Raw genomic sequence first — 20,948 nt, 5'->3', positions numbered from 1 at the left:
GGCGAGAGCGGGGCGAGAGCGGGGCGGGAGCGGGAGCGGGGTCCGGCGGACGGGCGTGGACTCACGGCGGCTTACAGGGTTGGGAAAACAAACCCCCCTAGACTGACTTCATGGCCGCTACGAAGGACCCGCGCCCCTGCTCGATCGCCGACGCCCTCGCGCTGGTCGGCGAGAAGTACTCCCTGCTCGTCCTGCGCGAGGTGTGCCTGGGCAACGGCCGCTTCGACCAGCTCGTGCGCAACATCGGCGCACCGCGCGACATCCTGGCCGCCCGGCTGCGCCGGCTCGTGGAGGCCGGCATCCTCACCAAGCGCCTGTACAGCGAGCGCCCCCAGCGCTTCGAGTACCGGCCCACGCAGGCCGGGCTGGAGCTGGAGCCGGTGCTGACGACCCTCAGGGAATGGGGCGACCGCCATCTGCGCCAGGGCTCCGACCTGCCCATGGTCGTCGAGCACAGCTGCGGCAGCCCACTGGTGTCGGTGGTCACCTGCCAGGCCTGCGGCGGGACCGTGCGCCACGAGGACCTGACCGCGCGTCCGCAGGCCCCGGGCTGGACCCTCTCGGGACCCGCGACCGCGTGAGGCCGCCGGGGCCGGCGGCGCCGGGGACCGTCAGAAGTACTCCGCCAGGTCCGTGAAGCGGTCCACCTGGAGCAGCCGTTCGGTGGTCTCGGGGAACGGGTGGTGTTCCAGCACCCAGGTGTCGGGATGCGGCACGTACACCGCGCCCAGCCCGGCGGCGAGCGCCGGCACGATGTCGGACTTCGGGGAGTTGCCGATCATCCACGTCCGCGTGGTGTCGGCCTTCAGGTCCTCCACCACCGTGGAGTACGTCTCGACCGTCTTCTCCGGCACGATGACGATCCGCTCGAACAGCGGTCCCAGCCGCGAGCGTTCCACCTTCGCCGCCTGCTCCTCGTGGTCGCCCTTGGTCAGCAGCACCAGGCGGTGCCGGGTGCGCAGAGCGGCCAGCGTCTCCTCCACGCCCGCGATCAGCACCGGCTCCTGGCGCAGGATCCGCTCGCCCAGCTCGGCGATCGCCTTGCCGTGGTCGTCGGTCGCCCGCACCTCGTGCACGCGCTCGTAACAGTCGTGCAGGCTGCGCACGAAACTCTTCGCGCCATAGCCGTACACCTGGCAGTTCTCCCGCTCGACGTCGTCCAGGACCTGCCGCAGTTCGGTCCGCGAGAGCGATTCGTGCGCGAGCAGGTCGAGGAACTCCTCGATCGCCCGCTCGAAGTAGATGTTGTTCTCCCACAACGTGTCGTCCCCGTCTACGAGAAGACACTGATCGACCCTCAAGGAGACCTCCCGGCCGCGTCGTCATAACCCTCGGGCGCGTCCCATTACACCAGTTGCGACCATGGGTGGGTCATGCCGATTTCACCCGTAAGGCGGTTCCTTGAGAACGGTGGCGCTGCGTCCCCATTCCCTGCTGCCCAGGAGGTACGACCACCGGAAGGTACTGGCGACCACGGTGGACGCGTGGGGCCGGGCCCTCTGGCTGATCTGCCCCGAGGCGGAACTGCTGCCGAACCCGCACGGCAGGCCGTCCCCGACGGCGCGCCCCTGAAGCGGTACGCGCCGTGCGTCGGGCGGGGCCGGGACCTGTACGTGCGCGGCCCCTGTTGCCGTGTCGCCGGGTGGGCCCGCTACCCTTCCTTCGTCACATGATCACCTCTTCCCCTTTCAGCACTTGGACGCCATACCTTCATGTCTTGGTTTGAATCCCTCGTCCTCGGACTCGTCCAAGGGCTGACCGAGTTCCTGCCCGTCTCCTCCAGCGCGCACCTGCGGCTGACCGCCGCGTTCTCCGGCTGGGAGGACCCGGGCGCGGCCTTCACGGCGATCACCCAGATCGGCACCGAGACCGCGGTGCTCATCTACTTCCGCAAGGACATCGGCCGGATCATCACGTCCTGGTTCCGCTCGCTGTTCGACAAGTCGATGCGCCGGAACCACGACGCGCAGATGGGCTGGCTGGTGATCGTCGGCTCGATCCCCATCGGCCTGCTGGGTGTGACGCTGAAGGACCAGATCGAGGGGCCGTTCCGCGATCTGCGGATCACCGCGACGATGCTCCTCGTCGTCGGCGTGGTCATCGGCATCGCCGACCGGATGGCGGCCCGCGACGAGACGGACCGCCGGCACCGGGCGCCCAAGCAGCGCAAGACGCTGGAGAACCTGGGCGTCAAGGACGGTCTGATCTTCGGACTCTGTCAGGCCTGCGCACTGATCCCCGGTGTCTCCCGCTCCGGCGCGACCATCAGCGGCGGCCTGTTCATGGGCTACAAGCGGGAGGCCGCGGCCCGCTACTCCTTCCTGCTCGCCATCCCGGCCGTGCTCGCCTCCGGCGCCTTCGAGGTGAAGGACTCGATGAGCGAGGGCCACGTGGACTGGGGGCCCACCCTGTTCGCGACGGTGATCGCGTTCGCCTCGGGGTACGCGGTCATCGCGTGGTTCATGAAGTGGATCTCCAACAAGAGCTTCATGCCGTTCGTCTGGTACCGCGTCGCCCTCGGAATAGTGATCATCGTCCTGGTGAGCATGGGCGTACTGAGCCCGCACGCGGCCGAATCGGCGGGGTGACCCAGGGAGGCTTCGAGGTTCACCGACCTGCTCCTCGTCGCCGACGCCCACCTCGGGCGCCGGAGTTCGCGGCCCGCTGCTTGGGCAGGCGGTGGGAGAGGGAGCCGCCTCTTGGAGAAGCCTGGCAGTCCCGCGCGTGGACGTACAGCGTCGATCCCGCCCCGGTCGCGCCGTGATGGATGACCTTCTCGCGGTCTTCGTCCGCGCGGATCGGCTGGTCGCAGCGAGCGCAGATCACCGCCGTGCCTCCCGGACCGCGCGCACCAACGTGCTGCCTTCCGGGCAGCGGTTGTGATCGTCCACGCACTGCTCGCACGCGCCGCTGTGCTGGATCAGCGCGTCCATCGCCTGCCCCTGTGCGCACGGCCGGCACGCCCGCGGGAACCAGACCCCGTCGTCGTCGCGGCGGGGGCCGAGGTCGACCGCGGTCTCGCCGGTGAGCCGGGTCCCGTCCCAGACGCAGGTCGCTCCGCGCGCCTGGTCCTGGGTGAGGGAGCCGAGTTCCGGGAGCGGCAGGACGGCGAGCGCGGGCTGTGTGCCCGCGGTGTCGCTTGGCATGAGTCAGGCCTCCACGATCAGCGCGTTTCTGGTCACGTCACCGACCGTAGAAGCCTGACAAGCCTGCAACGCTCACAGGTTCGTGAGCGTTGTGAACGTCAGAGGCCGACCCAGGCAGCCAGGTGATTCAGCGTGTCCGGGGTACGACGGGCCACATGCACGAGTCCTCGGATCGTCTCTCGGGCGCCGGGGTGGTAGCGGGTCTGCTCCGGGGCCGCCCGGCGTGCCTCCACCAAGTGCTCCAGCGCGGCCTCCGTGTGCCCGGTCTCCATCTCCGTGCGGGCCCGGTCGATGAGGAAGTGCGCGCGCCGAGACGTCGCCAGCGAGGCCGGCAGCCGCATGGTGCGAGCCTGCTTGAGCGCGTTGTCGTACTGGCCCATCTCCACTGCGGCGGACATGCGGTGCAGCTGGACATTGGCCGGGCCGAAGGACAGCCAGTGAACAGCCGAGGCATCACGCGTACGCTTCGCGAGCGTCTGGGCCTCGCTGATGTGCTGGTCGACCGCCGTCGGGTCGGCCGCTCGGGCGGCGATGACAGACGCCCCAAGATGGAGTTGCCCGCAGACGGCGAGGGCCTCGCGGGTCTCCTCGGCTTGGCCGATGATGCCGTGCCCCGAGGCGATGAGGCGTTGCCCGATGGTGTACTCGCCTTCCCGGAAGTAGACGAGGGCGCGCATGTACTGGCGGACTGCGCCCAGGCACGGGTCGGAGGCGCGCTCGGCGGCCCACGCCATCCGGTCCAGGGCGACGGCGGAGAGGTCGTAGTAGCCGAGCTTGACCGTGATGTCGTGCGCCGTCCGGTACATGGAGGCGAGGGCCTGCCACAGTTCCGTCGCCGGCGTCAGCGATGCCGTGTGGGTGAGTTCGGCGATGGCCCCGGGCAGCGCGCGGGCCGCGTTCCGTAGATGCGTGGCGCGAACTTCGGCGCACAGCCGGTCCGCCTCCGCCACCAGCTCGGCGGCCGGCCGTGAGTGGAGGTCGGGGTTGGGTCCCAGGTCGTACAGGTCGAGCGCTTCTCTGATGGGGCGTACCAGTTCTGTGAGCCGGTCACGCTGGAGTTCGGTCACGTAGGGCTGTCCCGTGAGAGTGGTGACGTCGATATTCAGGGCGCGTGCCACGGCCGCAGTGAAGCCGCCGGTCGCGGGGCGGGCGCCGCACTCCACCTGGTTGAGCAGGCTGTAGGAGTAGGGGATGCGAGCGGCGAGCGCGCGCTGTGTGAGCCCGGCGAGTTTCCGTTGTTCGCGAATCCGCGCGCCAGTGTGGTCGTCGTCCAGTCTGGGCATCCTGGTCTCCGTTCTGGGCAGCCACTTGGAACGGTACCCATACCGATATGTGAGTGCGGGCGTGCCGCCCTCCCCCGATTCCGTCCGGATCGGGGCCGGTTGCATATGGTCGGATAGGGGTCATGACCTCTCGTGTGCTGTATCTGTTCGGGTCGGCGGCGCCGCCGGTCCTCGATGTGGCCGGCGTGATCCGGGATGCGCAGAAGCGCGGCTTCGACGTGTGCCTGGGGCTGACGCCGACGGCGGCGCGGTGGCTCGGCGACCGACTCCCAGAGCTGGCCCAACTGACGGGGCATCCAGTGCGTTCGGAGTACAAGCTGCCTGGTGAGCCGGACGTGTGGCCGAAGGCGGACGTGATCGCGGTCGCACCGGCCACGTTCAACACGATCAACGCGTGGGCGCTGGGTATCACTCGGGACTTCGTTGTCGGGGTGGTCGCGGAGGGGGTCGGGAAGGGCATCCCGATGGTGGCGATGCCGTGTGTGAACGCGGCCTACGCTCGGCACCGGCAGTTCGAGCGGAGCCTCGGTGAGCTGTGGGAGGTGGGCGTGCGGGTGTTGTACGGGCCGGGTGGGTTCGTGCCGAACCAGCCGGGTCAGGGGAAGCCGCGCGAGTACCCGTGGCATCTGGTGCTGGATGAGGCCGAGCGGGTTGTCGGGCCTGCGGCGTAGGCTGGTCGCATGTCCCCCCGCTCTTGCGACCAGCCGTGGTGTGCCGCGGAGTTGGACGCGGCGGTCCGGGCCCTGTCGCATCCGCAGGCGCCGCTCACTCGGGAGCGGCAAGCGGAGTACGAGCGGCTGTGCGCCGAACTCGCGCGGGCCAGCGCGGGAACGTCACCACGGCGGCGTGACCTCCTGACCACCTCCTGAGCGAGGGAGCAGAGGCCCCGCACCCCCACCCGTCCGCACCCCAGGCCGTCGCGCTCCCGACCGGGCCTCGCGGCCCCGGGACTCCGGGGGCTCATGCGTGTTCGGTGAGGTCCTTTTCCGTCGGGGACGGGGTGTGGGCGGTGGTGACCAGGGGGCGGACCGCGAGTGTGGCGAGCGCCAGGCAGCCGGCGAAGGCCGCCCAGCCGGCCGTGCCGCGGTCGATCACCCCGGCGGTCACGATCGTCGGGCCGACGACGAACTGCAGGCCGGTACCGAGGTTGAAGGTGGCCAGGTACTCGGCGCGGCCCTCCTCGGGGGCCAGGGCGTAGGAGACGCCCCAGCCGCCCGCCGACTGGAACAGTTCGGCGCCCGTCATCACGATGACACCGGCGACCAGCAGCGCGACGACCCCCGCGGTCGCGTCGGTGTGGGCCGCGGTGATGAAGAGCAGGCAGCAGGCGACCAGTGCCCAGCCGCCGCGGCGCAGCGCGGTGACGCTGCCGTCGAGGGTGTCGGAGCCCTTCGACGCCCACACCTGCCCGAGAACGGCGACGACCGTGTTGACCACGAGCAGCACGCCGACCGTGGACCGGGGCGCTTCGGTGTGCAGCGTCACCCACAGCGGGATGCCGACGCCGAGCAGCGAGATGTGCAGGCTGAGCACCCCGTTGATCCCGGCGACGGCCAGGTGCCGCGGGTTGCGCAGGTGGTGCAGGCGCAGGGGTGCGCGCCGGGCCGAGCCGGTCTCGCCGTCGGCCGCGGGCGCCGTGGCCAGCATGGCGGCCGCGGCGAGACAGAACAGGGCGTTGCCCAGCATGATCATGGAGAACCCGGTGCGGGTCCCGTAGCCGATCGCGACCGTGGCGGCGAGGCCGCCGAGGGAGAATCCGACGTTGTAGACGACCCGGGAGCGGGCCATCATCGCCAGCCGGCCGTCGGCGCCGACGGTGCGCTCGACGAGGGCCTGGTAGATCGGCGAGAGGGCCTGCTGGCCGACACCGATCATCGCGACGGCGATCAGGAACTGCCAGTAGGACTCGGCGAGCAGCAGGACGCCGAAGCTCAGGGCCCGCCAGACGTGCAGCAGCGCGAGCACCTGGCGCGGGCCGTGGCGGTCCGCCAGCCAGCCGAGGACCGGTTGGCAGACCAGTCCGAGCAGCCCGGCGACGGACAGGCCGAAGCCGACCTGTGCGGCGCTCAGGTCGAGGACGGCCACGAAGTAGACGGCCGAGCCGGCCAGGTAGAGACCGGTTCCGGTGCTGTCGATGAGACCGATGCCGAGGAGGGTGCGGGCGCCGCGCAGGCTTGCCGCGGGGCCGAGGAGGGCGAGGGCGAGCCGGCGGCGCCCAGGCGGTGCGGGCAGTTCGGGGGGTTCGGGGGTGGTCATGGGGCTGGCTCCTCAGGGACGGGCCGGGCGGGGGGACGGGGGAGGGACAGGGCCTCCCCCGCTCGGGTGCGGGTGCCGGGCGGGTCAGCGGTCACTTCGCGGTGTCTCGTGGACCGCCGTGGCCAGCAGGTCCGCGACCGCCTCCGGCCGGGTCCGCGCGAAGTAGTGGCCGCCGTCGGGCAGTTCGGCCAGCCGCGGTGCGCGGACCACCGTCTCCCAGCCCCCGTACGCCGCGCCGTAGCCCTCGGTGGCCGGGTCGTCGGCCGCGATCACCACGGTGCACGGCACGTCCAGCGGCTCCGGCGGCGCGGTGCGCAGGCCGAGCAGGTACGTGTTGGCGGTCAGCGAGTCGTGGCGGAAGGCGCGTACGAGCAGGTCGCGGGTCGTCTCCTCGGCCGAGTCGATCGCCGTCGAGCCCGTCCAGTCCACGACCAGGTCGCGTACGTCGTCGAAGGAGAGCCGCTCGGCGTTGCCCAGGGTGTCGCGCAGGGTGCCGGCGTCGGCGAGCAGCTTCGCGGCCAGGAACAGGTGCCGTACCGTGCGGCCCCGTTCGGTGAGGCGCCGGGCCAGGGCGAGGGCCAGGGCCGAGCCGACGCAGTGCCCCCACAGCACCAGCGGTCCGCCGGTCGTCGCGTCGATCTCGGCGGCCAGGCGTGAGCAGAGGTCGTCGAAGGGCAGCAGGTCGGCGTCCGTGGATCCCGGCGCGTGCCCGGGCAGCTCGGCGGCGGCCACGGCGACCCTGCTGTCACGCCGGGCGAGTTCCTGTGCGACCGGGCGGAAGTGCACGGCGTTGCCTCCCGCGTAGGGCAGGAAGACGACGGTCGCCGCCGCGTCGGCGGGTTGGGTGAACCGGGCCAGCAGCGTGCCCTCCTCGGAGGAGGCCGAGGGGGCCGTACCGGCTTTCTCCGCCGCGGCCTCCGCGAGCTCGCGCAGGACGGAGTTGCGCATCACGTCCCGCAGCGACACCCACTGCCTCAGCCGCACGCTCACGCGCAGCGCGGCCAGCGAGTTGCCGCCGATCTCGAAGAAGTCGTCGTCGATGCCGATGCCGTCCGGTTCGGTCTCCAGGACCCCGGCCCAGACGGCGCGGATCCGCTCGACGAACGGCGCGAGCGCGTCCTCGGTGTCCGCGGGCGCCGCCGGCCGGGTCGCCGCGGGCGCGGACGGTGCCCGCACGGCCGCCGCGGGGGCACCGTCCGGGTCCGCGAACGCGAGGACGCCGTCCGGGCGCCAGTACCCGCGCCGCCCGGTGGGGCGTCCCGCGACCACCACGTCACCGGTCGTCCCGATGGGCGCTTCCGTCCCGCCGGCCGCGTCGACCACCCTCGCTCCGTCCGGGTGGCCCGCGCTGAACGCGGCCAGTTCCGCCAGCTCGGTCTCGTCCAGCAGCACCGCCGAGTGGTGCGGGGCGTCGGGCGTGTCGACCATGTGGGTCAGGGCCCGGCGGTAGTACCCGCCGATCCGCTCGATGTGCCCGGCGTCGAACACCCCGGTGTGGTAGTGCAGGCTCAACTGCACCTCGTCGGTGTAGAAGTGCTGCGAGAACTCCGCCCGCAGCGGGAACTCGGTGATCGCCGCCGCCCGTACGTCCAGCAGCGCGAACTCCGGCAGTTCCTTCAGCGCCTTGAGCGAGTGGAAGTGCGTGAAGTTGAAGACCGTCTCGAACAGCGGGTCGGTGGTCCGCTGGTCCTGCTTCACCTTCGCCATCGGGTACCGCCGGTAGGGCAGCAGCTCGGCCTCGCTGCGGTACGTCTGCCGGATCAGGTCCGTCCAGCTCCCCTTCTCCACCTTGACCCGCAGGGGCATGGTGTTGAGGAAGACGCCCAGCGCGCGGTCCGCGCCCGGCAGTTCGGGCCGGCCGCCGTGCTCGTACCCGGTGATGACGTCGAGGTCCCCGCACAGCAGGGTGTGCACCCGCAGGTGCGCGGCGAGCAGGACGTTCTTCACCGGTACGCCCAGCCGCCCGGCCAGGGCCACGACGCGGTCCGACAGTCCCTCGGGCAGGTCGATGTCCCGGAACACCACGTCCAGGCGGTCACCGACCGCGGCCGGCCGCAGCCGCGGGATCTCGGTGTGCGGGCGTCCTTCGAGCGCCTTGCGCCAGAACTCCCGGAAGTCCGGCGAGCCGATGGCGTGCCGCTCCAGACCGATGAAGTTGCGCAGGTGGTTGACCGCCGGGGGTGTCTCGACGGTCCGCCCCTCCAGCAGGGCGTAGTAGATGCCGAACAGCTGGACGTGCACCTGGTTGATGCTCCAGCCGTCCAGCGCGGAGTTGTGCTGGCTGACGCTGTAGCGGTAGAGGCCGTCGGACAGGATGTGGATGTGGAACCGGAACAGTCCCGGCTCGTCCCAGGCGAAGGGCCGGTTCTGCTCGCGGTGGAACCACTCGTCGTACCAGGCGTCCTGCTTCCGCGTGTCGAGGTGCCGGATGTCGTGGACGACGAGCGGCAGTTCCCCGATCCGCTCGTGCACCAGCTGGAGGTACTCCGAGTACTCGTGCAGGTGGTAGCTCGTACGGAAGATCGGGTTGCGTTCGACCAGGATGCGTACCGCCTCGCGGAACAGCCCGGGGTCGATGGAGCTCCGGATCAGGTAGCTGATGATGTCGTGGTAGCTCGTGTTGCCGTGCATGATCTCGCTCTGGTAGATCAGCCCGGACTGGAGCATGGCCATCGGGTAGGCGTCCTCGATGCCTTCGGGGATGAGGGCCCGGTCGTGGTCGCCGATCAGCTCGAAGGGCCCGAACTCCGTCGGCGGGGCGTCTCCGGTCGCCGCTTCGCCGACGCCCGCCGCGAGTTCCCGCACCGTGGGGTGGGCGAAGAGCTGCTGGAAGGTGAACTCCATGCCTTCTTTGCGGGCCTTGGCGAGCACCGAGACGAAGTGGATGGAGTTGCCGCCCAGGGCGAAGAAGCTGTCCGTCGCGCCGACCCGCTCCACGCCCAGCGCCTCGGCCCAGATGCCGGCGAGGGCCCGCTCGGCGTCCGTCGCGGGCGGCACGTACGCGGTGGCCGGTGCGGCCGGTTCGGGCAGCGCCGAGCGGTCGAGCTTGCCGTTCGGTGACAGGGGGAAGGCGGCGAGCGGGACGATCCGCTCGGGGACCATGTACGCGGGCAGGGTGACGGCGGCGTGCGCGCGCAGGCCGTCCTCGGTGACGTCGCCGGCCGGGACGACGTATCCGTACAGCCGGCCCTGGCCGTCGTCGCCGGTGCGCAGCACCACGACGGCGTCGGTGACGTCCGGGTGGGCCAGCAGCCGCTGCTCGATCTCGCCGGGTTCGATGCGGTACCCGCGCAGCTTGACCTGGAAGTCGATGCGGCCGAGGTACTCGATGGCGCCGTCGGGCAGGCGCCGTACCAGGTCTCCGGTCCGGTAGGCGCGGTCCTCGCCGGGCAGCGGGCCGGTGACGAAGCGTTCGGCGGTGAGTTCCTCGCGGTGCAGATAGCCGCGGGCGAGCCCGGCGCCGGCGATGTACAGCTCGCCGGGCATGCCGACCGGCAGTTCGCGGCCCGAGGCGTCGAGGACGTACAGCCGGGTGTTGTCGATGGGCAGGCCGATCGGCACGACGGTGTCGTCGGCGGTGGTGCGATGGTGGCTGACGTCGACGGTGGCCTCGGTCGGGCCGTACAGGTTCACCAGGTCGGCACCGGTGCCGAGCCGGTGGAACGCGGTCACGTGGTGCCGGCCCAGGGCCTCACCGCTGGCGAACACGCGGCGCAGGGAGGCCAGTCGGGAGGTCGCGCCGGAGGTGCCGACGTAGTCCAGGAACGCGCCGAGCATGGTGGGGACGAAGTGCGTGACGGTCACGCCGTGCCGGTCGATCGCGTCCACGATCGCCTGCGGCTCGCGCTCGCCCCGCGGGGGCAGCAGGCACACGGTCGCGCCTTCGATCAGCCACCAGAACAGCTCCCACACCGAGACGTCGAACGCGGTCGGGGTCTTGTGGAGGACGACGTCGTCGGTGCCGAGGGGGTAGGCGCGCTGCATCCAGTGCAGGCGGTTGACGACGCTGCGGTGTTCGACGACGACGCCCTTGGGCAGGCCGGTGGAGCCGGAGGTGTAGATGACGTACGCGGCGTCGTCGGGGCTGCCGAAGGGGACCGGTTCGGCCGGTTCCGCGGCGAATGCCTCCCGCACCGCCTTCTCGAGGGCGATCACGGTGGCGCCGGTCCCCGGCAGCCGGCCGGCCGAGGCCGCGTCGGCCAGCACCAGGCTGGTCCGGCTGTCGGACACCATGTGGGCCAGCCGCTCCCGCGGCAGCGAGGGGTCCAGCGGCAGATAGGCGCCGCCGGCCCTGATCACGGCGACGATCCCGGCCAGCGCCGCGAAGGACCGCTCCGCCAGCACCCCCACGATCACATCCCGTCCGACGCCGCCGGAGCGCAGGCGTGCCGCGAGGTGGGCGGTCACCCGGTCCAGTTCGGCGTAGGTCCAGGAGCGTCCGGCGGTGACGATCGCGGTCCGCGCGGGGCGGTCCCGCATGGTCCGGGCGAACAGCTCGCCGAGCGTCACCCGGTCCGGGAAGGGGTGCGCGGTGTCGTTGGCGGCCTCGGTGATCCTGCGGTCGTCCTCGGTGCGCAGGTCGAGTCCCGCCAGCGGCTCGCGCGGTGCGGCCAGCGCCGCGGCCAGGAGGGTGCGGCACCGCTCGGCGAGCAGGTGCGCCGACTCCGGCAGGAAACGGCCGCCGTCCACGCGGACGACGATCGAGCGCCGGGCCGCGCCGAAGCCGATGAAGGTGTCGGCGGCGGGCAGCCGGTCGTCGGCGGGCGCGGTGTCGCCGAGGACGACGACCTCCGGCGGGGCGGCCACCAGCTCGACCGGGTAGTCCTCGTACGGGCGGCTCTCGCCGGCCGCCGAGCCCAGCCGGGCCGCGACCGCGGCGAGCGAGTCGTCGTCGGTGAGGGTCGCGCGCAGCGGGACGATACCGGCCAGGGCCCCCGGGTCGCCGGGAAGCCGGCCGACGACCAAGTCGTCGACGCCCGCGTAGGAGCGCAGCAACGCGAGGGCGGCGGCCGCCAGCAGCACGGCGGCGGCCTCGGCGTTGCCCCGGCTGACGGCTTCGAGGCGGGCGGCGGTGCCGGCGTCCAGCGGGAGTTCGGCCGTGTGGCGGTGGGGCGCGCGGTCGTCCACGGGCCGGTCGGCGGGGAATCCGACGGCGGTCGCGCCGGCCAGGCGCGAGGTCCAGAACGCGGCGGCCTCCGGGCGCCGGGCCGCCGCTACGCGCCGCTGGCCCGCGGTGAGGTCGGACCTCATGGGGACGGCTCCTTCGGTGTGGTCCATGGTCGTTCCTCAGAGGTCGAAGTCGAAGTCGAGGGCCGGCCCGGCCGGGGACGCTGCCGCGGGGGCGGCGGACGGGGGGACGACCGGCCCGTCGGGGTCGTCCAGCAGCCGGTCCACGGTCGCCAGCAGAAGGTCCTTGAAGCTCTCGACGGTCGGCGGGTCGAACAGCTCGGTCGCGTACTCCCAGTCGGCCCGGAGCTCCGACGGGTGGTCGTACACCTGGAGGTTCAGGTCGAACATGGTGTGTCCGGGGAACAGCGGGCGCAGGGTGCGCGGTGCGCCGAGGAAGTCGACGGCGAGCAGTTCCGTAGCGTGCAGGGCGAGCATGGTGTCGAACAGCGGGGTGCGGCCCGGTGTCTGTCCGGCACCGGTCGGCGCGGCCGGTTCGCCGGGGCCCGGGGCGCCGTGCGCGAGCGCCTCGCCGACGCGCCGCGCGGCCTGGGTGATCAAGGAGGCCGGCGGTGTGTCGGCGTCGAGCCGTAGGCAGACGGTGTCCACGAACATGCCGACGGTGTGGTCGAACGCGGCTTCGGCGCGGCCGATCGTCGGCACCCCCATGGTGACGTCGGCGCTGCCCGTCAGGGTGCGCAGGAACGCGCCGTAGGCGGCGGCGAGCACGGGGAACAGCGTGGTCCGCCGCTCGGCGGCCAGCGCGCGCATCCGTGCGGTGCGCTCCGGTCCGAAGTCCAGTGGTGTGGTGGCGCCGGCGAAGGTCCGCAGTGGGGGGCGCGGGCGGTCCGCGGGCAGCTCGGGCCTGGCCGGCGCCGTGCGGAGGACGTCGTTCCAGTAGGACCGGCCGGCCTCCCGCCGGGCCGCCGCCGCCTCGCCCTCGGACCAGGCGAGGTAGTCGGCGAAGGATCGCTCGGGCGCCTTGACGGGACGCCCGTGGTAGGCGGCGTCGAGGTCGGCGAAGACCCGGCGCAGCGAGTCGCCGTCCATGATCAGGTGATGGGTGTCGACGAAGAGCTGTGCCGTGTCCGCGTCGCGGAAGAGGGCCGCTCGCAGCAGCGGTGCGCGGCCGAGCGCGAACGGCCGGATCTCCGCGGCGGGGTCCAGCGGCGCGTGCCGCCGCTCCAGGCGGAAGTCCGCCGTGGGGACGACGCGCTGCACGGGGCCGTCCGGGCCGTCGGCGAACTCGGTGCGCAGGGCGTCGTGGACGGCGATGACCTCGGTGAAGGCGCGTTCCAGGCGGGCCGGATCGATGTCGGGTGCGAGGTCGATCAGCAGCGCGACGTTGTACTGGACCGTGTCCGGCCGGCCGCGCTGCGCGGCGTACAGGGGGCGCTGCGCCGGAGTCAGGGCGAAGGTGTCGCGCCCCCGGACCCCCTCCGGGCCGGTACGGGTCTCGGGGGGCGCGCCGTCCAGGAGCGCGGCCAGCTCACGGATCGTCGGCCGGTTCAGGATCTCCGAGACCCCGAGGGTCCGGCCGAACCCGTCCGCGATCGCCCGTGCCAGGCGTGCCGCCCCGAGCGAGTCGACGCCGAGGTCGAACAGCGAGTCCAGGACGCCGGGTGTGTCGATGCCCGGCAGCGTCTCCCAGAGGGCGACGAGCCGCTTCTCGGTCCCGGTCTCGGCGGGTACGTACTCCTCCGGCAGGTCCGGCATCGACGTCGCGTCCGGCAGCGCCGCCCGGTCCACCTTGCCGTGCGCGGTCAGCGGCAGTGCGTCGAGTACGACCAGATAGCCGGGCACCAGCTGGGGTGAGAGCTTGGACGCCAGGTAGGCGCGCAGGTCGCGGCTGTCCGGCCGGCCGTTGGCCGCGACATAGCCGACGAGGTGGCGGTCGGCCGGTTCCGGGCCCCGGTCGCGCATGACGACGACCGCGTCGGTGACCTCGGGGTGGCCGCGCAGGGCCTCCTCGATCTCGCCGGGCTCGATCCGGTGGCCCCGCACCTTGACCTGGCCGTCGGCCCGGCCGAGGAACTCGATGACCCCGTCCGCGCGTCGCCGGGCCAGGTCACCGGTCCGGTACATGCGCCCGCCGGGGCGGAACGGGTCGCTGAGGAAGCGTTCGGCGGTGAGCTCGGGACGGTTCAGATAGCCCAGCGCGACCCCGTCCCCGCCGACGTACAGTTCGCCGGCCGTGCCGGGCGGCACGGGGTGGCGGGACTCGTCGAGGACGTAGGCCGAGGAGTTGGCCGGTGGCAGGCCGATCGGGACCGTTCCGGCGGTGTCGGCCGCGGTGATGGTGTGCAGGGTGGAGAACGTCGTGTTCTCGGTGGGCCCGTAGCCGTTGACGACGCGCAGGCCCGGGCAGGCCGCCATGACGGCCGCGACGTGCCGGCCGACGACGACGTCCCCGCCGACGAACAGTTCCCGCAGCGGCGCGAACAGGCCGGGTCGCTGCCCGGCGAGCTGGCTGAACAGCGGCGACGTCAGCCACAGCGTGTTGACGGCGTGCTCGCGCAGCGCGGCGCCGAGCCGGGCGGCGTCCAGGACGGTGTCGTCGTCCACCAGCACCACCGAGCCCCCGGCCAGCAGCGGCCCCCAGACCTCGAAGGTGGTCGCGTCGAACGAGACCGCTCCGGTCTGCAGGACGCGCATGTCCGGGCCGAACCGGGCGAACCCCGAGTTGATCACCAGCCGCAGGACGTTGCGGTGCGAGACGACGACGCCCTTCGGGACTCCGGTGGAGCCCGAGGTGTACATGACGTAGGCGGGGTTCTCGGCCGGGACGCCTGTGGGCAGGGCGGTGTCCGGCGGGCCGCTCGCGTCGGCGTCCAGCACCGGCAGCCCGGCAGGGGCGGCGAGGCCGGTGCCGATGACGGCCTTCGCCCCGCTGTCGGCCAGCAGCAGGGCGACCCGCCGGGCGGGCTCGCGCGGGCCCACGGGCAGCATCGCCGCGCCCGCCTTCAGGACCGCCAGGTACGCGGTGATCCAGGCGACGCCGCGGCCCAGCCGTACCGCCACCAGGTCGCCCGGCCGCACCCCGGCCGCGACCAGCGCCCTGGCCGACGCGGTGGACGCCTCGTGCAGTCCTCCGTAGGTCGTCGTGGCCGTCGGGGTGACCAGGGCGGTGCGGTCCGGGGTGGTCTCGGCGATCCGGGTGAAGACCTGGTGGACGGTCGCGTTCCGCGGGTAGTCGGCGGCCGGACCGTGGGCGCCCGGCCCGGGGTCCGCCGGGGAGAGGGTGGCTGTCATGTCGTCGGCCTGTCGGGCTCGGAGCGGAATACGGGGCGGAAGGCCGCCTCGATGGAGGTCACGGTGGCTTCCAGGGCGGCGTGGTCGGGGGCCTGTCCGTAGACGACTCCGAGGTGGCTCTGCGTCCCGTCCCGCCGGTCGTAGGTCCGGCCGGGGACGGCGTGGATCTCCACGTGGTCGACGCCGGGCAGTGCCGTGAGCCCGTCCACGCCCTCGACGGCGCTCAGCGTGCCGCCGCCGTCGTCGGGGACCGCCAGGAAGTACTGGTAGGTGACGCCCCGGAACCGTGGGGTCAGGTCGTCGCGGACGGGCCGGCCCAGGGCGTCGTCGATCGCGAGCCGGATCAGGTTGATGCCGGTGGCGCGCTTGAGGATCTCCGGTACGTAGCCGCCGACGCGGCCGTTGACCTCGATGACGCGTGGTCCGTCGGGGGTCAGCTTGATCTCCGTGTGGGTGACGCCGCTGCTCACGCCGAGCGCCTTGACCGCGGCCGCCTCGACCGCCAGTACGGCGTCCTGGTCGGCGGCGCTCAGCGAGCACGGCAGCAGCATCCCGGTCTCGCGGAACGGCTCGGCCAGCCGGAACTTGCCGGTCACGCAGATCTGCCGGGAGCCGGTCCCGGTGTGCACGGACTCGACCGAGACGTAGTCGCCGAAGAACGGCCCGGCGACGCCCGGGTCCCCCCGCAGCAGCTCTTCCACGACGAACGCGCCGTCGGCCGGCAGCGCGCCGAGGACCGCCTCCGCCTCCTGGGCCGTCGAGAGCCGGAAGGTGTCCTTGCTCCCCGCGCCGCGCCGCGGTTTCACCACGGCCGGCAGGCCCACCGCGTCGACGGCGGCCCGCGGGTCCGGGGACAGGGGCCGGAAGCGGAGGGTGTCGACGCCCGCGGCGGCGAACGCGGCGCGCTGCTCGGCCTTGTCGGTCAGCAGCGTCACGGTCCGCGGGGTGTGGCCGCGCAGCCCGAGGGCGTCGGCGAGGCGGGCGGTCTCCCGCAGCTGGTACTCGCTGAAGGTCACGATGCCGGCCGGCCGGTGCCCGGCCACGGCCCGTACCCGCCCGGCGTCGTCCAGTCCGGTCACGTCGCACAGTGCGCCGAGGGGGGCCAGGCCGGCCCAGGCCCCGGCGACGTGCGGCCGGTTCCGGTCGCCGACGAACAGCAGGTCGCAGCCGCGGCCCGCGGCGGCGCGGATGGTGGCGGCGGAGGCCGAGCCGGTGTCGTACACGACCGCGAGCAGCGGCCGCCGAGGTGCCGTCGTCATGCCGACGCGTCCTCGGTGCGGCGCGCGAACAGCGCGGCGAGCTCGGCCGGGGTGGCGTGGACGTACAGCTCGCGCAGCGAGATCGCGGGCAGCCCCGCGCGGCGCAGGGCGCCCGACAGGCGTACCGCGAGCAGTGAGTTGCCGCCGGTCTCGAAGAAGTCGTCGTCGGGTTCCGCCCTCTCGCCGAGCACCTCGGACCACGCGCTCAGGACCTGGCCGAGGACGGTGCCGGCTCCGGTCGCTGCCGGGGCGGGTGCGGCGGCCGGCCGCTGCGCGGCCCCGGCCGGTTCCCTGAGCCGGGCGAAGTCCACCTTGCCGTTGACGGTCAGCGGCAGCGCGGCGATGGCGGTGACCGTCGACGGCACCATGTAGGCGGGCAGGTAGGAGGCCAAGCGCCGGCGGATGTCGTCCACCCGGCGGTCGCCGTCCACGACGACGTACGCCTCCAGCCGTGCGGTCGCCGAGTCGCCGGCCACGGCCTGGCGCACCGTGACGGCGGCCGCGGTCACCCCGGGGTCGGTGAGCAGCACCGAGCGGATCTCGTCCGGTTCGATGCGGAAGCCGCGCAGTTTCACCTGGCCGTCGATGCGGCCGAGGTGGTCGAGCCGGCCGTCCGGGGCCAGTCGTCCCAGGTCTCCGCTGCGGTACTGGCGGGTGCCGGTCACCGGGTCGTGGACGAAGCGCGCCGCGGTCAGCTCCGGCTGGTTCAGGTACCGGTCGGCGACGCCCGCCCCGCCGACCCAGATCTCCCCCGGCACCCCGTACGGGAGCACCGCGCCCCGGCGGTCGCGTACCGAGACGGACCAGCCGGGCAGCGCGCGTCCCACCGAACGGCTGCCCGCCGCCACGTCGCCCGGGGTCACCGTCCGGGCGGTGACGTGGACGGTGGTCTCCGTGATGCCGAACATGTTCACGAGGCGGCAGCGGGTGGCGGGGTGCCGGCGGAACCAGCCCTGGAGCATGCGCACGTCCAGGGGTTCGCCGCCGAAGACGACGAGGCGTACGGCGAGGTCGGTGCCCTTGCGCGCGTCGGCCTCCTGCAGGGCCGCGAACGCCGCCGGTGTCTGGCTGAGGACGGTGACGCCACGGGTGGACAGCAGGTCGTGGAAGTCGTCGGGCGACCGGGCCGTGTCCGCGTCGGCCACCACCAGGTGACCGCCGGTCAGCAGGCAGCCCCAGATCTCCCAGACCGAGAAGTCGAAGGCGCTGGAGTGGCAGAACGACCACACGTCGCGGGAGCCGAGGGACAGGTCCTCGCGGGTGGCGTCGACCAGGGCCGCCACGTTGGCGTGCGGGACCGCGACGCCCTTGGGCCGGCCGGTGGAGCCGGAGGTGTAGATGACGTACGCGATGCCGGCCGGGTCGGTCGCGGCCGGCCCGTCCGCCGGGGGCGAGGCCAGGAGTTCTGCGGTGGTCACGGTCGGACGGCCGGGAAACGTTTCGGCATCGGCCGCGGCCGTGACGACCGTCTTCACGGCGGCGTCGGTGACGGTGTAGGCCAGGCGCTCGGCCGGGTAGGCGGGGTCCACCGGTACGTAGGCGGCGCCGGCCATCATCACGCCGAGCATGGTCGCGACGGTGTCGACGTCGCGGCCCAGGCAGACGGCGACGTGGTCGCCGGGGGCGACGCCGCGCTCGCGCAGCCCCGCCGCGATCCTGCCGCCGCGCTCGGCGAGTTCGCGGTAGGTCAGGGTGGTGGCGTGGTCGGACACGGCCGGGGCGTCCGGCTGGGCGCGGACGAGGCCGGTGAAGGCGGCCGGGACGGTCACCGGCCGGAATCCGGTGCGGCCCGCGGTGCGTCCGCGTTCCACGATCCCGGCCGCCATGGCCGCGGGCAGCCGTGCCGCCTCGTCGAGTGCCGCGTCGGTGGTGCCGAGCGCGTAGGCGTCCAGCAGAGCGGCGAGGACGTGGGCGAACTGCTCGGCGACCACCGGCGCCATGACGGAGTCGTCGGTGGCGAGGGCGGCGGCCAGACCGCGCCCCGGCGTCACCTCCACGGTGACCGTGACGGGGAACGGCGCGGCGGTGAAGGGGACGTAGCGGTCCGGGCCCGTCTCGACGACGAACACGCCGACCGAGGGATCGGTGCCGGTGTCGGCGGTGCCGACCGCCAGGGCGAGCGCGCCGAGCGACGGGGCGTCCTCGTCGTCCTCGGGGTTCCTCGTGGTGTGGCGGGTGACCGAGTCGTCGACGAGCACGGCGAAGGGGGCCGCGTCCGCGAGGCGGTAGTGCGCCAGCGCCGCCGCCACGGCGTCCCGGGCCACCCCGGCCGCCTGTTTGGCGTCACCGACGCGCGCCCGGGCCGCCGGAACCGGCAGCCGGAGCGGCTCGCCGCGTCCCGTCCGTGCGCCCAGGCCCCAGTCGGCCGGGCCCGGCCGCGGCCCAGGCCCGGCCGGTAAGGCCACCGTGGCGTCCGCGCCCTGCGCCACGTCGGCGAGGGCCCCCAGACCGGACCGGCCGAGGCGGTCGCGGTGGGCCACGATCAGCAGGTCGGCGGTGCCGTCCGCGTAGGTGAGCACGGTCAGCCGGGCCAGGCCCGGGACCGGTCTGCCGATCTCGCGGGTGCGGCGTTCCTCGGCGGCGGGGTCGTCGGCGGCGGCCGCGACGGGCTCGGCCCAGACGCGGAGGCCGGCCAGTGCCCCCTGCCGTTCGGCGGCCGTGGCGAGCCGGCCGCGCAGGCCGTCGATGTCGGCGTCGCCCGTGCCGAGCCGCCGGATCAGGGCGTGGCTGCCTTTGTCGGTGGTGCTCCGTGCCGCTCGGGCGGTGGTCGGTGCCATGGTGGTCTGGTTCCTTCGGAGATCGGCCGGCGGTGAGCCGGAGGCGACGACGCGGCGTGACCGGTGACACGCCGGGCGCGGTGGCGTCCCGGCGGGTGGCCCGGGGTGCGGGGCGGGTGGGGGCGGCGCGCCGGCCGGTCCCTTCGCCGCCGCGGCGGGAAGGGAGCGGTCGGCGAATGCCGCCGCTGTTCTCGTGGGGTTCGGCGGGTCCTGCCGGGCAGGTCAGCGGGCCGTGAAGCCGGAGTCGACGGTGATGACGGTGCCGGTGACCCTCCGGGACTCGCCGCTGACCAGCCAGACCGCGGCGTCCGCCACGTCGAGCGGGTCGACCAGGACGTTGGTCGGCACCGACTCCAGGTAGACCGCTTCCTGCTCGTCGTAGCCGATGCCGAGGGCGTCGGCCACGACCGCCGTCATCTGGCCGTCCATGGCCGGGTCGTCACGCACCGGCCCGGGGCACAGGGCGTTGACCCTGATGCCGTGGGGGGCGTAGTCGAGGGCGGCCGACCGGGTCAGTCCCACGACGGCGTGCTTGCTGGCCACGTAGCCGGCGAAGTGGCGGTAGCCGACCAGGCCCGCGGTGGAGGCGACGTTGACGATGGATCCGCCGCCGTCGCGCAGCATGAGCGGGACCACCGCCTTCAGCACCCGCCATTCACCGGAGACGTTCACGTCGAGCATGACCTGCCACTCGCGCTCGGTGAACTCGTGGGCCGGTTTGCCGGAGGGGGCGCCGATACCGGCGTTGTTGATCAGCCCGGTGATGGTCCCGAAGCGGTCGGCCGCCAGCGCGACGGCGGCCTCGACCGCTTCGGCGCTGCGTACGTCGGCCGGCGCGACGAGCACGCTGGCGCCTTCCTTGCGGCACAGGTCGGCGGTGTGTTCCAGCTGGGCGGGCGAACCCAGGCTGTAGGGCACGTCGGAGAGGTCGCCGTCGACGTCGACCAGGACGAGGTCGGCGCCCTCGGCGGCGGCGCGCAGGGCGCAGGCCCGGCCGATGCCCCGGGCGGCACCGGTGATCAGGACGACGGAGTCACGCAGTCGCATCTCTGACCTCCCGCACCGGGGCCGGGCCGGACAGGGCGCCGACGACGATGTCGACGAGGGGCCGGGCGTCCTCGGCGAGGTACATGTGGCCGCCGGCCACGTCGACCCGGCGGAACGGGCCCCGGGTCACCTCGCTCCAGCCGGCCAGCGCCGTGCCCGGGACCAGCACGTCCTCCGTGGCGCACACGGCCGTCACCGGGACCTCGACGGGACCGGAGCCGGTCGGCGCGTAGCCCTCGTCCATCAGGAAGTCGGCCCGCAGCGTGCCCATGAGGAGCTCGCGCATCTCGGGGATCTCCATGGCCGGGTGCGTGTATCCGGTGGTGCGGCGGACATGGGAGAGGAACTCGTCGTCGGACATCCCGGCGGTCCTGACGGGGGCGCCCAGGAACGGCGCCCGGGCCGCGCTGACGAACAGGTGCCGCACCCGCTCCGCGTACCCGGCGTTGAGCAGCCGCAGGCAGATCTCGTAGGCCAGCGTCGCGCCGAGGAAGCAGTGGCCCAGCAGGGCGACGGGACCGGCCTTCGCGTGCTCGGCCGCGGCGGGCAGCAGGGCGTCCGCCGCGCCGTGCATGTCGGTGAACGGCTCCTCGTCCAGCAGCCGTTCCCTGCCGGGGAGGTTGAGCGGGGCGAACCGGACCGTGTCCGGGGCGAGTTTGTTCCAGGGCCGGAAGAAGCTCGCGCCGGCACCCGCGAAGGGCAGGCAGATCACACGGACGGGAGCAGGGGTACTCATGGGTCTCCTGACGGCACACGCGTGGT

The 20,948-nt window shown here is 73.3% G+C and carries 15 protein-coding genes; 5 read left to right on the top strand and 10 right to left on the bottom strand.

The window, feature by feature from the left end:
• Nucleotides 1–110: 110 nt before the first annotated feature.
• A complete protein-coding gene (locus tag ACSURM_RS30845) occupies nucleotides 111–581 on the top strand; it encodes a winged helix-turn-helix transcriptional regulator (RefSeq protein WP_436959043.1) in 471 nt (156 codons plus the stop codon).
• Between the two features lie 30 nt (nucleotides 582–611).
• Here ACSURM_RS30845 and ACSURM_RS30840 read toward each other — a convergent pair whose 3' ends face one another.
• Nucleotides 612–1,301, bottom strand: coding sequence for an HAD family hydrolase (locus ACSURM_RS30840; RefSeq protein WP_436959042.1), 690 nt, complete (start codon nucleotides 1,299–1,301; stop codon nucleotides 612–614).
• Nucleotides 1,302–1,410: 109 nt separating this feature from the next.
• Here ACSURM_RS30840 and ACSURM_RS30835 point away from each other — a divergent pair, with 109 nt between their 5' ends.
• Together ACSURM_RS30835 and ACSURM_RS30830 are read left to right on the top strand one after the other, a co-directional pair.
• The gene (locus ACSURM_RS30835; protein WP_436959041.1) at nucleotides 1,411–1,572 is read left to right on the top strand and encodes a hypothetical protein; all 162 of its coding nucleotides are present in this window, start codon (nucleotides 1,411–1,413) and stop codon (nucleotides 1,570–1,572) included.
• Between the two features lie 140 nt (nucleotides 1,573–1,712).
• The gene (locus tag ACSURM_RS30830; protein ID WP_436959040.1) at nucleotides 1,713–2,588 is read left to right on the top strand and encodes an undecaprenyl-diphosphate phosphatase; all 876 of its coding nucleotides are present in this window, start codon (nucleotides 1,713–1,715) and stop codon (nucleotides 2,586–2,588) included.
• A 234-nt stretch (nucleotides 2,589–2,822) separates the two neighbouring features.
• Here the strand turns inward: ACSURM_RS30830 and ACSURM_RS30825 are convergent, their stop codons facing one another.
• Nucleotides 2,823–3,146, bottom strand: coding sequence for a hypothetical protein (locus tag ACSURM_RS30825; protein ID WP_436959039.1), 324 nt, complete (start codon nucleotides 3,144–3,146; stop codon nucleotides 2,823–2,825).
• Between the two features lie 98 nt (nucleotides 3,147–3,244).
• On the bottom strand, nucleotides 3,245–4,429 hold the full coding sequence (locus ACSURM_RS30820; RefSeq protein ID WP_436959038.1) for a helix-turn-helix domain-containing protein: 1,185 nt from the start codon (nucleotides 4,427–4,429) through the stop codon (nucleotides 3,245–3,247).
• A 122-nt stretch (nucleotides 4,430–4,551) separates the two neighbouring features.
• On the opposite strand from ACSURM_RS30820, the gene ACSURM_RS30815 reads away from it, so the two are divergent.
• On the top strand, nucleotides 4,552–5,100 hold the full coding sequence (locus ACSURM_RS30815) for a flavoprotein (RefSeq protein ID WP_436959037.1): 549 nt from the start codon (nucleotides 4,552–4,554) through the stop codon (nucleotides 5,098–5,100).
• A 9-nt stretch (nucleotides 5,101–5,109) separates the two neighbouring features.
• Nucleotides 5,110–5,298 (top strand): hypothetical protein, encoded by a 189-nt coding sequence (locus ACSURM_RS30810; RefSeq protein ID WP_436959036.1) that lies wholly within the window; start codon nucleotides 5,110–5,112, stop codon nucleotides 5,296–5,298.
• Nucleotides 5,299–5,389: 91 nt separating this feature from the next.
• Here ACSURM_RS30810 and ACSURM_RS30805 read toward each other — a convergent pair whose 3' ends face one another.
• The 7 genes from ACSURM_RS30805 to ACSURM_RS30775 all read right to left on the bottom strand — a co-directional run bounded on the left by ACSURM_RS30805 (nucleotide 5,390) and on the right by ACSURM_RS30775 (nucleotide 20,922).
• On the bottom strand, nucleotides 5,390–6,685 hold the full coding sequence (locus tag ACSURM_RS30805) for an MFS transporter (protein ID WP_436959035.1): 1,296 nt from the start codon (nucleotides 6,683–6,685) through the stop codon (nucleotides 5,390–5,392).
• 84 nt (nucleotides 6,686–6,769) lie between these two features.
• The gene (locus tag ACSURM_RS30800; protein ID WP_436959034.1) at nucleotides 6,770–11,935 is read right to left on the bottom strand and encodes an amino acid adenylation domain-containing protein; all 5,166 of its coding nucleotides are present in this window, start codon (nucleotides 11,933–11,935) and stop codon (nucleotides 6,770–6,772) included.
• A gap of 36 nt (nucleotides 11,936–11,971) precedes the next feature.
• Entirely contained in the window at nucleotides 11,972–15,103 is a 3,132-nt protein-coding gene (locus tag ACSURM_RS30795) for an amino acid adenylation domain-containing protein (protein WP_436959033.1), read from the bottom strand.
• Nucleotides 15,100–16,362: an ATP-grasp domain-containing protein gene (locus ACSURM_RS30790; protein WP_436959032.1), complete on the bottom strand. Its 1,263-nt coding sequence runs from the start codon at nucleotides 16,360–16,362 to the stop codon at nucleotides 15,100–15,102. The genes ACSURM_RS30795 and ACSURM_RS30790 overlap by 4 nt, the downstream gene beginning before the upstream one ends.
• The gene (locus ACSURM_RS30785; protein WP_436959031.1) at nucleotides 16,359–19,139 is read right to left on the bottom strand and encodes a non-ribosomal peptide synthetase; all 2,781 of its coding nucleotides are present in this window, start codon (nucleotides 19,137–19,139) and stop codon (nucleotides 16,359–16,361) included. Before ACSURM_RS30785 ends, ACSURM_RS30790 begins: the two co-directional genes overlap by 4 nt.
• Nucleotides 19,140–19,361: 222 nt before the next feature.
• Nucleotides 19,362–20,186, bottom strand: coding sequence for an SDR family oxidoreductase (locus ACSURM_RS30780; RefSeq protein WP_436959030.1), 825 nt, complete (start codon nucleotides 20,184–20,186; stop codon nucleotides 19,362–19,364).
• Nucleotides 20,173–20,922, bottom strand: coding sequence for a thioesterase II family protein (locus ACSURM_RS30775; RefSeq protein ID WP_436959029.1), 750 nt, complete (start codon nucleotides 20,920–20,922; stop codon nucleotides 20,173–20,175). The genes ACSURM_RS30780 and ACSURM_RS30775 overlap by 14 nt, the downstream gene beginning before the upstream one ends.
• Nucleotides 20,923–20,948: the final 26 nt, after the last annotated feature.

The organism is Streptomyces sp. SudanB182_2057 (assembly GCF_964272715.1).
Lineage (GTDB): Bacteria > Actinomycetota > Actinomycetes > Streptomycetales > Streptomycetaceae > Streptomyces > Streptomyces rubradiris.
The sequence above is the reverse complement of the archived record's forward strand: the minus strand, read 5'-3'. Positions and strand labels throughout refer to the sequence as shown.